Source organism: Nocardioides sp. (assembly GCF_050699375.1).
In the GTDB taxonomy this organism is placed as follows: Bacteria; Actinomycetota; Actinomycetes; order Propionibacteriales; family Nocardioidaceae; genus Nocardioides.
The window spans coordinates 1-13,285 of sequence record NZ_JBOHDN010000095.1 but is presented as its reverse complement, the minus strand read 5'-3'; the positions used below and the strand labels follow the sequence as shown (position 1 = coordinate 13,285).

The following is a 13,285-nucleotide window of genomic DNA, read 5'->3' as shown; positions in this document are numbered from 1 at the left end:
GAGAGTGACCTATGGACCACTCTCAGCTTCACAACCCTCCGAGACCAGAGCTCAGGAGGCTTCGGTCGCCGCGTCCTCGGCTTCGTCGGGGACCTCTTCGCCGCGCGACTTCTTCGCCGCGGCGACCGAGCGCTGCAAGGCCGCGAGCAGGTCGACGACCTCGCCGGAGGTCTTGGTGGAGGTGGGGGTCCGCTCGACCTCACCGCCCTCGATCTTGGCCTTCACCATCTCCTCGACGGCCTCGGCGTAGTCGTCGGAGAACTCCTCGGAGTGGAAGTCGCCGGCGAGCGTCTCGACGAGCATGTTGGCCATCTTGATCTCGGAGTCCTTGATCTCGCCGGCCTCGACCTTGAAGTCGGGCACCCGGATCTCGTCGGGCCACATCATCGTCTGCAGCACGATCACGTCGCCGTTGTCGGTCGGGCGCACCCGCAGCGCCGCGACCGTGGTGCGCTGACGGAGCGCGACGGTCACCAGGGCGACCCGGTCGGCGTCGAGGAGCGCCTGGCGCAGCAGCGCGTAGGGCTTGACCCCGGTGTTCTCCGGCTCGAGGTAGTAGCTCTTCTCGAAGAGCATCGGGTCGATCTGGTCCGAGGGGACGAACTTCTCGACCGCGATCTCACGCGAGGAGGTCGTCGGCAGGTTGGCGAAGTCGTCGTCGGTGAGCACGACCATCTCGCCGTCCTCGGTCTCATACCCCTTCGCGATCTCGGAGTAGGGCACCTCCTCGCCGTCGACCGAGCAGATCCGCTGGTAGCGGATCCGGCCGCCGTCGGACTGGTGCACCTGACGGAAGGAGACGTCGTGCGACTCGGTCGCCGAGTAGAGCTTCACGGGCACGCTGACCAGCCCGAACGAGACAGCACCCTTCCAGATCGCGCGCATGCGGACCCCCTCGTCTGTTGGGATGAGTTCATCAAGTATCCGTCGGATTCGCGGATACCGGTACCCCATTCACCCACGCCAGACCCGCCACGGCCAGTCGTGAGATGAAGCAAGATGGCCCCATGCACCCGACGCTGCGCCCCATGCTGGCGACCCCCGGCAGCCACGCGCCCCCGGGGCCGGAGTGGGTCCACGAGGTCAAGTGGGACGGCATCCGCCTCCTCGGCGACAGCCCGGCAGGACGTACGCAGACCCGACTGACCACACGCAACGACAACGACGCCACCCCCGCCTGGCCCGAGATCGCGACCGGCCCGGCGCGCGACGTGCTCGTCGACGGCGAGGTGATCGCGCTCAATGACGCGGGTCTGCCGGACTTCCGGGTGCTGATGGACCGGATGCACACCCGGGACGCGCGGAAGGCGGCCAGGTTCGCGGTGGAGCGGCCCGCGACGTACATGGTCTTCGATCTGCTCCGCCTCGACGGCAGGCTGCTCATCGAGGAGCCGTGGACCGAGCGCCGCAAGATCCTGCAGACCGTCTACGAGGACGGCGAGCTCGGCTCGTGGCAGGTGCCGCAGACCTACGACGACGGCCCGATGCTCCACGCGGTGACCCGCGAGCAGGGTCTGGAGGGGATCGTCTCCAAACGGCGCGGCAGCCGCTACCGGCCAGGCGAGCGGAGCAAGGACTGGGTGAAGCTGGCCCACCGCTACCGGGCCTCGCTCGTCGTCGGTGGCTGGCGGCCGGAGGTGGGCACCGCGGGTGGCACCGAACGGCTGGCGGCGCTGCTCGTCGGCCAGCCGACGCCGCACGGGCTGGTCTACCGCGGGCGGGTCGGCAGCGGCATCGGCGCGAAGCAGGCACGACGGCTCGGCGAGCTGCTGCGCGAGACAGGCCGGAGCCCCTTCGCCGGCGCCGACGTCGATCCCGACGGGGGAGTGCCGACCGAGGACGCTCGCGGCACCCACTGGGTCGAGCCGCTCCTCGTCATCGAGGTCGAGACCCATGGCAGCGCGGTCGCGGCGGCGACCTACAAGGGCAGACTGAGGCAGCCGAGCTTCATCGGGATCAGGGACGACGTCTCACCGGAGGATCTGTGATGGTCGAACGAGAAGAGGTACGCGTCGAGGTCGACGGCCGGGTCCTGACCCTGACCAACCTCGGCAAGGTGATCTATCCCCGCACCGGGATGACCAAGGGCGAGGTGCTCAACTACTACGCCCAGGTCGCGCCCGTTCTGCTCCCACAGCTGCGGGACCGTGCGGTGACGAGGATCCGCTGGCCGCACGGCGTCGGGGACATGTCGTTCTTCGAGAAGAACGCACCGGCCGGGACGCCGAGCTGGGTCCGCACCGCCACCGTCCCGACGACCGGGTCCCGCACCGACGACCACAAGGAGGGCACGCTCAGCTTCCCCATCGTCGACGGCCTCGCCGCGCTCACCTGGGTCGCCAACCTCTCCGCGCTCGAGCTCCACGTCCACCAGTGGACCGTCGGCGCCGACGGCACCCCGGCCGGTGCCGACCGGATCGTGATCGACCTGGATCCCGGCGAGCCCGCCGGTCTTCAGGAGTGCTGCCAGGTCGCGATGCTGGTTCGCGACGCGCTGGGCGCCCGAGAGCTCTCGGCGGTGCCGGTGCTCAGCGGGAGCAAGGGCCTGCACCTGTACGCGGCGCTGCCGGAGCCCGTCGAACCAGACGTCTCCACGGCGCTGGCCAAGGAGATCGCCGAGGACCTGCAGAAGGCCAACCCGAGCCAGGTGACCGCGACCATGACCAAAAGCCGCAGGTCAGGCAAGGTATTTCTGGACTGGTCGCAGAACTCGGGCTCCAAGACGACCATCTGTCCCTACTCGCTGCGGGGCAAGGAGATCCCGAAGGTCGCGGCCCCGATCACCTGGGACGAGGTCGAGAAAGGGGCCGAGGACCCCCTCGGAATCGACCAGCTCGGACCTAACGATGTGGTCACGCGAGTATCAGTTTCAGGGGATCCCTTCACAAGTCCTACAGGGCCCTAACTATTGTTCTCTCCATGTCTAACTCCGTGCTCGTCGTAGAAGACCAAGAGGACATCGCCGCCCCGCTGGTTCGCACGCTCCAGCGTGAGGGGTATGACGTCACCTGGGTCGACTCCGGCAAGAAGGCGTTGGAGCTGCTGGCGCCCCCTTACGACGCCGAGCTCGTGCTGCTCGACCTGGGCCTTCCCGACATGGACGGCCTCGAGGTCTGCAAGGCCGTCCGCGACAACGGCTACGAGGGCGGCATCATGATCCTCACCGCCCGCGACGCCGAGATCGACCTGGTCGTCGGCCTCGACGCCGGCGCCGACGACTACCTGGCCAAGCCGTTCGCGCTGGCCGTCCTCCAGGCGCGCGTCCGTGCGCTGCTGCGTCGCTCGGGTCCGCTCGAGCCCGGTGACGACGATGACGCGCTGCGGATCGACGTGGCCGCCCACCGTGTCTACGCCGGCGACCGCGAGGTGACCCTGACCGGCAAGGAGTTCGCGCTCCTGGCCGTCCTGGCCGCCTCCCGCGACAAGGTCGTCTCCCGCGACCGGCTGATGGCAGAGGTCTGGGACGAGAACTGGTACGGCTCGACCAAGACCCTCGACGTGACCGTCGGACGCCTGCGCCAGAAGCTCGAGGCGGCCGGTGTGCTGGAGAAGGTCGTCGCGGTCCGCGGGGTCGGGTTCCGCCTCGAGGCTGCCGAGTAAAGGCTGCTTTTTGGCCGTCAAACGCCTGTCCGCCGCGTGAGATGACTCACTCGCGACGGCAAAGTTACGCGTGAGCTGCGGGGTTTCGTACGAAATCCGTGGTTTCTGGATTGGATCCGCTTCAGGTCGCGTGTCACCTTGGTTGAGCCGTGCACAACGCACGACCGGCCCCGGTACACGCCGAATCCTGTCCCTCCGGACGCCGGCCCCAACTACTCAACCTCATACCCTCACACCCAGTAGTACGCATGGGACAGGACCGGGGGACCCAAGATTTACGCGACTAGCTCGGACAGTCGCTTGGGGTGAAGCCATCTGATCGATGGCCGGGCACCTTCTAGCCCGAACCCGACAGCTCACCTCGTAGGCGTGGGAAGGAACTCACGCATGTCCAAGTCCGTATCCCGTGCTGCCCATCGCGGCACGCCGCGCCCCTTCCGGGCGCCGAATGCCTCGATCGCCAAGACGATCGCAGGATCCCCCTTCGACAAGCTCAGGACGACGCTCAGCGGCCACGGCAAGCTCGCCGGCCGCATCACCCTCGCCAGCGGGATCGCCGCCGGTGCCCTGGTAGCGGTGCCCGCGGCCAACGCGGCTCCGGTCGCCCAGGAGCCGAAGGCGAAGTCGGCCACTGTCGTGCAGGCTCCGACCCTGCAGACCTCCGCCACCCCGGCGGCGATGGTGACCGACATCAAGCAGCTCGAGCGGGCCGTCGAGAAGCAGCAGCGCAGGGCGGAGGCGGCTCGCAAGGCCGCCGAGGCGAAGCGCCAGGCCGCCATCGCTGCCAAGAAGGCCGCGGAGGAGAAGAAGAAGGCCGAGGCCGAGGCCGCGGCGTACGCCGCCAGCCAGTCCGGCAAGATCGACAAGGCGATCAGCGTCGCCTCGGAGCAGGTCGGCGACCCGTACGTCTGGGGTGCCACCGGACCGAGCTCGTTCGACTGCTCCGGTCTGACGCAGTACGCCTTCGGTGCCGCCGGCATCGAGCTGCCGCGGGTCTCACGGGATCAGGCAGCTGCGCTGCCGACCGTCCCGAACGACCAGGTCCAGCGCGGCGACCTGATGTTCTGGGGCAGCCCCGTCTACCACGTCGGCATCTTCCTCCGCTGGGAGAACGGGCAGGCGATCATGCTGCACGCCCCGAAGCCGGGCTCGGCGGTCCGCGAAGAGGCCGCCTGGGACGGCTGGTTCGCCGGCTCGATCCGCCAGGCCTGAGGCTCTCTCGGGCTCGTCCGACCGAGCTGACTCCACGCATCCCCTCACGTTCGACCTCCGGTTCCCCATGCCGGAGGTCGAACGTACTTTTGGAGGGGGCTTTGGGGTACGGGCTCGGGGACGGGACGGCGAATCGGGTGCTGCACCGCAGGGCGGGTAGCCTGTAGGGCGTGGCAGGCCCCGAATTCGACACCGAGATCAAGCAGCTCCAGGCAACGATGCAGACCATCGGCCAGGTGCTGGACCTGGACGCGATGCGCACGGAGATCGCCGACCTCGGCGAGCAGGTCGCCGCGCCCGACCTCTGGGACGACCAGGACAACGCCACCCGGGTGACCGGACGTCTCTCGCTGCTGCAGAACGAGCTCAACAAGTTCACCGAGCTCAGCACCCGCGTCGAGGACCTCGAGCTGATGGTCGAGATGGCCCAGGAGGAGAGCGACGCGGACACGCTCGCCGAGTCCGAGGCCGAGCTGCGCAGGATCAAGAAGGCCGTCGAGAGCCTGGAGATCCGCACGCTGCTCTCGGGGGAGTACGACTCCCGCGAGGCGCTGGTCACGATCCGCTCCGGTGCCGGTGGCGTCGACGCCGCGGACTTCGCCGAGATGCTGATGCGGATGTACGTCCGCTGGGCCGAGCGCAACAAATACCCTGTCGAGGTCTTCGACACCTCCTACGCCGAGGAGGCAGGCCTCAAGTCGGCCACCTTCGCGATCCACGCGCCTTACGCGTACGGCACCCTGTCCGTCGAGGCCGGCACCCACCGCCTGGTCCGGATCAGCCCGTTCGACAACCAGGGGCGTCGGCAGACCTCCTTCGCCGCCGTCGAGGTCGTGCCCGTCCTGGAGCAGACCGACGAGATCGATCTCGACGAGAACGACATCAAGGTCGACGTCTACCGCTCCTCGGGTCCCGGCGGTCAGTCGGTGAACACCACCGACTCGGCGGTCCGGCTCACGCACATCCCCACCGGCACCGTGGTCTCCTGCCAGAACGAGAAGTCGCAGCTGCAGAACAAGGCCGCCGCGATGATCGTCTTGAAGGCCAAGCTGCTCGCGCTGAAGAAGGCCGAGGAGGAGGCGCAGCTCAAGGAGCTCAAGGGCGACGTCGCCGCCTCGTGGGGCGACCAGATGCGCAACTACGTGCTCAACCCCTACCAGATCGTCAAGGACCTGCGGACGACCTACGAGGTCGGCAACCCGCAGGCCGTCTTCGACGGCGACATCGACGGGTTCCTGGAGGCCGGCATCCGCTGGCGCCGGGGTGCCGACAAGGCCGAGCAGAACTGACGTACGCCGCTGGGCGGTGCTCTTCAGGCTCGCGTCGCGGGTGGGATCCCCATCCCTAAGGACCCCACCCGCTCACGCCTGCCGGCGCTGCTCTGACTCAGCGCCGCGGCGTCGCGTGCCGCCCGGTGAGGTGGCTACCGTCCCGAGCGACTAAGTCGATTAAAGCACTAGACTTTAAGAATGCGCAAACGCCGCTCCGTCTGGTGCCGTGGACTGGATCCTGGCTCAGGCGGCGGCCGCGGTCGCGGTGACCAGGCACCAGCGAGAGGCGCGCTTCTGGAGCGTCGCCGTTGGCTCGCCGGCCTTGCCGGTGAGCTCGCACGAGAGCCAGGCGTCGCCGAAGAGACCGTGCAGGACCATCTTCGGCTGCTTCTTCGCGTCGGTGCAGGTGAGGGCCACCGACGGCTTGCCGTAGGCAGGTTTCGACGCGGCCTTGCAGCCCTTCGGCACGCTCTTGCTCATCTGGGTGGCCCAGTCCTTGGTGACCGGCGGGGCGAAGACCCAGGCGCGCGCCGAGGTGGCCGAGCCCTCCGGGCCGGTCCAGATGCAGCCGTACTCCTGGGCGACGTCGGTCACGGATCCGGAGATGACGGTCTGGTCGCCGTCCCCATAGGCCTTCTTCTCGCTCGCGGCGCCGCCGAGGGCATCGGTCACGTCCTCGGTCGCGACGCGATCGCAGAATGCGCCACGGCGTACGTGCATCGAGGTGGTGTCCGCGTTGCTGAGGTCACCCTTCACCTTCGCGGCCTCTGGCTCGTCGTCGTTCAGGGTGAGCACCCCGATCCCGACAGCGATCGCGGTCAGGACTACGGCACCTATCAATATCCGGCCAACAGAACCCACTACGTCAGGGTACAGGGGCAGGTATCTCTGAGCCGAAGTGCTGAGCCCGGCCACGGGGCCGACGGCCGCGCAGACCGGGGTCGTCGGCCCCATGACGGTCCCGGCTCGGCGGTTGACCACGGTTGCACTACCCTCGGTGCGGTGATCCGCTTCGAGAAGGTCAGCAAGGCCTATCCAGGGCAGGCGCGGCCCGCCCTCAACAGCCTTTCGATCGACATCCAGAAGGGGGAGTTCGTCTTCCTCGTGGGCCAGTCGGGCTCAGGGAAGTCGACGGCGCTCAAGCTGATGCTGCGTGAGCAGCGCCCGAGCACGGGCCGGGTCTACGTCGCCGGCAAGGAGATCAACCGGCTCGCCGGCTGGAAGGTGCCGCGGCTGCGTCGCCAGGTCGGGACGATCTTCCAGGACTTCCGCCTGCTGACCAACAAGACCGTCGCCGAGAACGTCGCCTTCGCGATGCAGGTGACCGGCCACTCCAACCGCGAGATCCAGCAGCGTGTGCCGGAGACGCTCGAGCTGGTCGGCCTCGACGGCAAGGGTGACCGGATGCCCGACGAGCTCTCCGGTGGTGAGCAGCAGCGGGTCGCCGTCGCGCGCGCCTTCATCAACCGCCCGATGATCCTCATCGCCGACGAGCCGACCGGAAACCTCGACCCCGGCAACACGGTCGGCATCATGCGTCTGCTCGACCGCATCAACCGGTCCGGCACCACCATCGTGATGGCGACGCACGACGTCACGATGGTCGACCAGATGCGCAAGCGGGTCATCGAGCTCGAGCACGGACACCTCGTCCGGGACCAGGTCCAGGGCGGCTACGGCGCTCAGTTCTGAGCCCGCTCCCAGGACCGACACCCGCTCGACGACCTCGCCCCACGACCAGGCTCTACGACCAGAAAGGGTCCTCGACCCGCCATGCAGCTGCGCTACGTATTCACCGAGCTCCAGCAGGGGCTTCGCCGCAACCTGTCGATGCACGTCGCAGTGGCTCTGACCCTGCTCGTCTCGCTCACCCTTGCCGGCGTCGGCCTGCTGCTGCGCGAGCAGGCCCAGCTGACCGAGGAGGTCTGGGGCGACGAGCTGCAGATCACCTTCTACATGTGCAACGGCGCCAACGACCACAACCCGAAGTGCGCCGGCGCGGTCGATGACAGCCAGAAGGAGGTCATCACCGACGCCCTCGAGGACAACAGGTACGTCGACAAGATCGAGGAGGAGAGCCAGGCGCAGGCCTACGACCGGCTGCAGGCTCTCGATGTCGAAGGTGTCAGTGGGCCGGATCCGGTGGTGGTCGAAAAAGACATGTGGGAGTCCTACTGGGTGACCATGACCGATCCGCACCATTCCGCCGAGATCATCGAGGCGGTCGCCGGCCTGGACGGGATCGATCACGTCGGTGACGTACATGAGGTCACCGGGCCCATCCTCGCCGCCGTCGACGGCCTGCAGAGCGCCGCGCTCGTCGGCGCCATCGTGCTGGTCATCGCCGCGCTGCTGCTGGTCGCCAACACGATCCGGCTGGCGGCCTTCGCCCGCCGTCGCGAGATCGGGATCATGCGGCTGGTCGGTGCCTCGACCCTCTATATCGCGCTGCCGTTCCTCCTGGAGTCCCTCGTGGTCGCCCTGGTCGGCATCGCGCTGTCCGGTCTGGCACTGGCCGGCGTGATGTACTTCGGCGTCCAGGAGCGGCTCTCGTCCACCTCGGTGACCCAGTGGGTCGGCTGGGAGGAGTTCTTCAGCTCCTTCGCGATCGTCGCGATCCTGGGCATCCTGCTCACCCTGGTCCCGACACTCCTGCTCACGCGCAAATACATCAAGGTCTGACCAGGGTCCCCTAGGGTCGGAAGGTCCTGCTTCCCCCTCCGAGCGGAGCTACTGTGCCCTGCCCCAGTGTCAGCAGTCCCCGTGTCAGCAGTCCCCGTGTCAGCGGTCCCCGTGCCGGCCGGCTCGCCGCCGCGCTCAGCTGTGCCGTGGTGGCTGCCGTGCTGCTCTCCCCGACGCTGCCGTCCTCGGCCGACGAGAAGGACCGGCTCGAGCAGGAGCAGCGGGAGGTCCAGCAGGACCAGAAAGGCGCTGCGGAGGACCTCGAGCACTCCAGCGCCGGCCTGCGTGAGGCATCGGCGGCGTACGCCGCGGCGAGGAAGAAGCTCGACGGCGCCCGGACCCGGCTCAACGAGCTCAACGCCCGGCTTCTCGAGGTGCGGGCCGCGCACACCCAGGTGGAGGCCGAGCTCGCCGAGCAGAGGCAGCTGCTCGCGGCGGCACGCGAGCAGCTCGCCGCCGGAGAGGCGGAGGTGAGGGCGCAGCGCGAGGACATGCGCGACGAGATCCTGTCGCGGTTCACCGGGGGAGACCCACGCCTCTCCCAGGCCGCGGCGCTGCTCTCCGGGGGATCCATCGAGGACCTCATGCGCCGGCAGACGTACGCCGACGCGGCCGCCGCCGGCCAGGACGCCACCCTCCAGCGGATGGAGGCGACCGAGACGATGCTCATCGTCCAGGAGGGCGAGGTGCAGAAGGCGACCGACGCGATCGCGGCCAAGGAGAAGAAGGCCCGTGAGCTGGTCGCCGAGGTCGACTCGGTCCGGGACCAGGCCGCGGCGGCCCATGCGGAGATGTCCTCGCTGGCCGAGCGTGCCGCCACCGCGAAGCGGTCGGCCGAGGCAGCCAAGGCGGCCGACGCCGCCGAGCTGAGGAAGCTCCGGGCCGAGGAGTCGGCCCTGCGCTCGAAGATCCGGGCGCTCGCCGCCACCGCGACCGACCGCAACGTCGGGTCGGTCGGCGGGCTCTTCGCCGCCCCGGTGACCGACACCTACGTCACCTCGCCCTACGGCATCCGCAAGCACCCGATCTACGGCTACGTCTCGCTGCACAACGGCACCGACTTCCACGCGCCGTGCGGTCGTCCGCTGCGCGCCGTCGACTCGGGCCGGATCATCTCGACCTCCTCCTCGAGCGTGTGGGGCAACCGCCTGCACCTCTACCTCGGCAACGTCAACGGGCACTCCTACACCGCCGTCTACAACCACATCTCGAGCTACGCGAAGCGCTCGGGTTCCGTCGGGCGTGGTGACACCGTGGCGTACGCCGGCACCACCGGGTGGTCCACGGCCTGCCACCTGCACTTCACGATCCTGCGCGACGGCACCCCGGTCGATCCGGCACCCCTCATCGGCGGCTGAGGTGACGCCCTGCGGCAAACGTTTCGCGCAGGTGCCCTCGTGCCTGAGAGAATGGGGGAATGGCGAAGGAGCAGGGGCGCAAGATGATCGCGCAGAACAAGAAGGCGCGACACGACTATCACATCGAGGACACCTACGAGGCCGGCATGGTCCTGCAGGGCACCGAGGTGAAGTCGCTGCGTGAAGGGCGCGCATCCCTGGTCGACGGCTTCGTGGACATCGACCGTGGTGAGGCCTGGATCCACGGCATCCACATCCCCGAATACCTCAACGGCACCTGGACCAACCACGCCGCCCGTCGCAAGCGCAAGCTGCTGCTGAACCGGATCGAGATCGACAAGATCGAGCGCAAGATCTCCGAGAAGGGCCTCACCGTCGTCCCGCTCGCGCTCTACTTCCTCGATGGTCGCGCCAAGGTCGAGATCGGCGTCGCCAAGGGCAAGAAGTCGTGGGACAAGCGCAACACCATCGCCGAGCGTACGGCCAAGCGCGAGGCCGAGGTCGAGGTCGGCCGCAAGCTCAAGGGGATGAAGGGCTGACGAGCGAGGTCGAGGGTCGAGCTTGCTCGTGCCCTCGCGCCGAGCGAGGAGGACCCGCCGCCGGAGGCGGCCGGGCTGACGAGTGAGACGACTGAGTGAGGTCGACCTGACTTGGCTCACGAGTCCCGGGCGCCCGGGGCGAGACCTCACTGACCTGCAGGAATGGGTGGCGCTTAGTGCGTTTTCACGCACTAAGCGGGGTCGGTCTAGGGTCGCGGGGTGGCGTTCATTCGGCGGGTGAGGACCGCGTCGGGTGCTACCGCGGTCCAGATCGCGGAGTACGCGGGCGGGCGTCAGCGGATCGTGAAGCACGTCGGTTCGGCGCATACCGATGCCGAGCTCGGGCTCCTGCTCGAACAGGCACGCAGGATGCTGGCCGATCCCGAGCAGGACGGTCTCGACCTAGGCCTCCTCGCCCCGACTGCGCGGGTCGCGGTCCTGGTGGCCGAACCGGTCGCGCAGGGTGTCTTGGACCCGGCCCCTCGAACGACCGTGGAGCGCCGTGACGAGCCAGGTCGAGTGGTGAGCACCGACTCCCGGCTCCTGCACGAGACCCTCGCGATGGTTTTCGACCACTTGGGCTTCAACGTCCTCAACGATCCGGTTTTCTGTGACCTGGTCATCGCCAGGATCGTGGAGCCGACCTCGCTGCTCGACACCGGCCGCGTGTTGAAGGACCTGGGCCGAACACCGGCCAGCTACGCGACGATGAAGCGCACCCTGAGCCGGGCACACGCCAAAACCAAGAGCGGGACTAAGAGCGGGAGCTACCGCGACCAGATCGCGACCGCGTGCTTCACCCACGCCGCCGCCCGGGGCGACATCAGCCTGATCCTCTACGACGTCACCACCCTCTACTTCGAGGCAGAGAAGGAAGACGACCTGAGGAAGGTCGGCTTCTCCAAGGAACGCCGTGTCGACCCCCAGATCGTGGTCGGCCTGTTGGTCGACCGACGCGGGTTCCCACTCGAGATCGGCTGCTTCGAGGGCAACAAGGCCGAGACGCTCACGCTGATCCCGATCGTGAAGCAGTTCCAGGCCCGGCACGGATTGGCCGACGTCGTGATCGTCGCCGACGCCGGCATGCTGTCCGCCACGAACCTGCGCGACCTCGACGAGGCCGACCTCCGGTTCATCGTCGGATCACGAGTCACGAAGGCACCTAACGATCTGGAGTCCCACTTCCGCTGGCACGGCGACGCCTTCACCGACGCCCAGCTCATCGACACCATCACCCCGCGCAGCGGGCATCACAAGGACGCCGCCAGCGATCCCAAGACCAAGGCCGAGCCCATCTGGGACCCCGCCCACCATCCCGGGTCGTGGCGGGCAGTGTGGGCCTACTCCATCAAGCGCGCCGTGCGCGACAACCGGACGCTGACCCTGCAGGAGAACAAGGCCAAGGCCGTCGTCGCGGGCGAGAAGACCGCCCGCACGCCGCGGTTCGTCAAGACCCGCAACGGTGCCGCCGAGTTCGACGAAGCATCCCTCGCAAGGGCTCGGCGACTGGTCGGGTTGAAGGGCTACGTCACCAACATCCCCGCCACAGTGATGCCGGCCGGCGAGGTCATCGCCAGCTACCACGACCTGTGGACCGTCGAGCAGTCCTTCCGGATGTCCAAGACCGACCTACGCGCCAGGCCGATGTTCCACCACACCCGTGACGCGATCGAGGCCCACCTCACCATCGTCTTCACCGCGCTCGCCGTCAGCCGTGAGGTCCAGGCCAGGACCGTGCTCGCGATCCGCAACGTCATCCGACAACTACGACCACTGCGGTCCGCGACCATCGCGATCAACGGCACCCAGCAGACCTTCGCCCCCGTCATCCCCGAGCCACAGCAGGCCATCCTCGACGCACTCGAACAGGCCTGAACTCACGCACTAACCACTTGAGCCAACTCAGGAGGCGGCCGGGCTGACGAGTGAGACGACTGAGTGAGGTCGAGCGGCGAGCTTGCTCGTGCGACTGCCTTCGGCACTGGGCGATAACCGAGTGGGGAATGTCGGCGGTGGACTGTAGTGTTGTCTTGTTGCCCGCTGAGCGGGCAATGACAACTCAAAAGGGGCTGATCGGTTTCGACTTGGGACGTTGCTCCCAGGGGAAGCGGGTCGAGGAGCCAGCGTCATCTCGTAAACGATCGCTGGAAACTAATAACTGCCGACACTAAGCGCAGTTCCTTCGCTCTCGCCGCCTGAGCGGTGATCGAAGCGTCTGACCGAGTATCCGTCTCCGGCTCGGAACCAGGCGTCATCTAGGAGACTCACCTCATGCACATGCCGACGGGGCATGAGGGACAAATAGTCGGCTGAGCCTGTCGGGGACGTGTCTGCGTCGAGCCCCGGGGACGAGAGAACGCTACCCACAGACTGCACCCGGAGAAGACCTGGCACGGCGCTCGAGGACCGGGGTTCGATTCCCCGCAGCTCCACAAACCTCTGGCCGACGTGTGCCCTCAATGCTGAGGGCCACGTCGGTTTGTCATTTGTCCGCGCTTCGCGCGGGGGCGGGGGCTTCGCCACCCGCACCCCATGGCGCCGCTCCGCGACGCGAGGCTGGGTTCTCGGCCATCGGTCGGGCCATGGACGGCTCTCGCCGGTCCGCGACACGCCGAGGCGTCGG

The 13,285-nt window shown here is 68.0% G+C and carries 12 protein-coding genes, 1 other RNA gene and 1 riboswitch; of the genes, 11 read left to right on the top strand and 2 right to left on the bottom strand.

Annotated elements, in window-relative coordinates:
- Nucleotides 1-51 precede the first annotated feature (51 nt).
- On the bottom strand, nucleotides 52-885 hold the full coding sequence (locus ACRDPS_RS06745; RefSeq protein WP_431500856.1) for a Ku protein: 834 nt from the start codon (nucleotides 883-885) through the stop codon (nucleotides 52-54).
- A 122-nt stretch (nucleotides 886-1,007) separates the two neighbouring features.
- On the opposite strand from ACRDPS_RS06745, the gene ACRDPS_RS06740 reads away from it, so the two are divergent.
- The 5 genes from ACRDPS_RS06740 (at nucleotide 1,008) to prfB (ending at nucleotide 6,101) form a co-directional block, all read left to right on the top strand.
- Entirely contained in the window at nucleotides 1,008-1,988 is a 981-nt protein-coding gene (locus ACRDPS_RS06740) for a DNA ligase (protein ID WP_431500855.1), read from the top strand.
- Complete coding sequence (gene ligD / locus ACRDPS_RS06735; RefSeq protein WP_431500854.1) at nucleotides 1,988-2,905, top strand: non-homologous end-joining DNA ligase; 918 nt, start codon at nucleotides 1,988-1,990, stop codon at nucleotides 2,903-2,905. Before ACRDPS_RS06740 ends, ligD begins: the two co-directional genes overlap by 1 nt.
- Before the next feature lie 14 nt (nucleotides 2,906-2,919).
- On the top strand, nucleotides 2,920-3,600 hold the full coding sequence (locus ACRDPS_RS06730) for a response regulator transcription factor (protein ID WP_431500853.1): 681 nt from the start codon (nucleotides 2,920-2,922) through the stop codon (nucleotides 3,598-3,600).
- A gap of 217 nt (nucleotides 3,601-3,817) precedes the next feature.
- Nucleotides 3,818-3,985, top strand: a riboswitch (cyclic di-AMP (ydaO/yuaA leader).
- A 2-nt stretch (nucleotides 3,986-3,987) separates the two neighbouring features.
- Nucleotides 3,988-4,812: a C40 family peptidase gene (locus tag ACRDPS_RS06725; RefSeq protein ID WP_431500852.1), complete on the top strand. Its 825-nt coding sequence runs from the start codon at nucleotides 3,988-3,990 to the stop codon at nucleotides 4,810-4,812.
- A 170-nt stretch (nucleotides 4,813-4,982) separates the two neighbouring features.
- A complete protein-coding gene (gene prfB / locus ACRDPS_RS06720) occupies nucleotides 4,983-6,101 on the top strand; it encodes a peptide chain release factor 2 (protein ID WP_431500851.1) in 1,119 nt (372 codons plus the stop codon).
- Nucleotides 6,102-6,326: 225 nt separating this feature from the next.
- On the opposite strand, the gene ACRDPS_RS06715 is transcribed toward prfB, so the two are convergent.
- Nucleotides 6,327-6,944 (bottom strand): hypothetical protein, encoded by a 618-nt coding sequence (locus tag ACRDPS_RS06715; protein ID WP_431500850.1) that lies wholly within the window; start codon nucleotides 6,942-6,944, stop codon nucleotides 6,327-6,329.
- A gap of 141 nt (nucleotides 6,945-7,085) precedes the next feature.
- Here ACRDPS_RS06715 and ftsE point away from each other — a divergent pair, with 141 nt between their 5' ends.
- The 6 genes from ftsE (at nucleotide 7,086) to ssrA (ending at nucleotide 13,097) form a co-directional block, all read left to right on the top strand.
- The gene (gene ftsE / locus ACRDPS_RS06710) at nucleotides 7,086-7,775 is read left to right on the top strand and encodes a cell division ATP-binding protein FtsE (RefSeq protein WP_431500849.1); all 690 of its coding nucleotides are present in this window, start codon (nucleotides 7,086-7,088) and stop codon (nucleotides 7,773-7,775) included.
- Between the two features lie 81 nt (nucleotides 7,776-7,856).
- Nucleotides 7,857-8,765, top strand: a complete 909-nt coding sequence (gene ftsX / locus ACRDPS_RS06705) for a permease-like cell division protein FtsX (RefSeq protein ID WP_431500848.1) — start codon at nucleotides 7,857-7,859, stop codon at nucleotides 8,763-8,765.
- A 149-nt stretch (nucleotides 8,766-8,914) separates the two neighbouring features.
- On the top strand, nucleotides 8,915-10,123 hold the full coding sequence (locus tag ACRDPS_RS06700) for a peptidoglycan DD-metalloendopeptidase family protein (RefSeq protein ID WP_431500847.1): 1,209 nt from the start codon (nucleotides 8,915-8,917) through the stop codon (nucleotides 10,121-10,123).
- Nucleotides 10,124-10,182: 59 nt separating this feature from the next.
- Entirely contained in the window at nucleotides 10,183-10,662 is a 480-nt protein-coding gene (gene smpB / locus ACRDPS_RS06695; RefSeq protein ID WP_431500846.1) for an SsrA-binding protein SmpB, read from the top strand.
- 219 nt (nucleotides 10,663-10,881) lie between these two features.
- Nucleotides 10,882-12,537, top strand: coding sequence for an IS1634 family transposase (locus ACRDPS_RS06690; protein ID WP_431500845.1), 1,656 nt, complete (start codon nucleotides 10,882-10,884; stop codon nucleotides 12,535-12,537).
- 190 nt (nucleotides 12,538-12,727) lie between these two features.
- Nucleotides 12,728-13,097: a transfer-messenger RNA gene (gene ssrA, locus ACRDPS_RS06685) on the top strand.
- Nucleotides 13,098-13,285: the final 188 nt, after the last annotated feature.

Coding starts and splice junctions, on each gene's coding strand:
- ACRDPS_RS06740 (WP_431500855.1), top strand. CDS start 1,008: ATGCACCCGACGCTGCGCCCCATGCTGGCGACCCCCGGCAGCCACGCG.
- ACRDPS_RS06725 (WP_431500852.1), top strand. CDS start 3,988: ATGTCCAAGTCCGTATCCCGTGCTGCCCATCGCGGCACGCCGCGCCCC.
- smpB (WP_431500846.1), top strand. CDS start 10,183: ATGGCGAAGGAGCAGGGGCGCAAGATGATCGCGCAGAACAAGAAGGCG.
- ligD (WP_431500854.1), top strand. CDS start 1,988: ATGGTCGAACGAGAAGAGGTACGCGTCGAGGTCGACGGCCGGGTCCTG.
- ftsX (WP_431500848.1), top strand. CDS start 7,857: ATGCAGCTGCGCTACGTATTCACCGAGCTCCAGCAGGGGCTTCGCCGC.
- ACRDPS_RS06745 (WP_431500856.1), bottom strand. CDS start 885: ATGCGCGCGATCTGGAAGGGTGCTGTCTCGTTCGGGCTGGTCAGCGTG.
- ACRDPS_RS06730 (WP_431500853.1), top strand. CDS start 2,920: ATGTCTAACTCCGTGCTCGTCGTAGAAGACCAAGAGGACATCGCCGCC.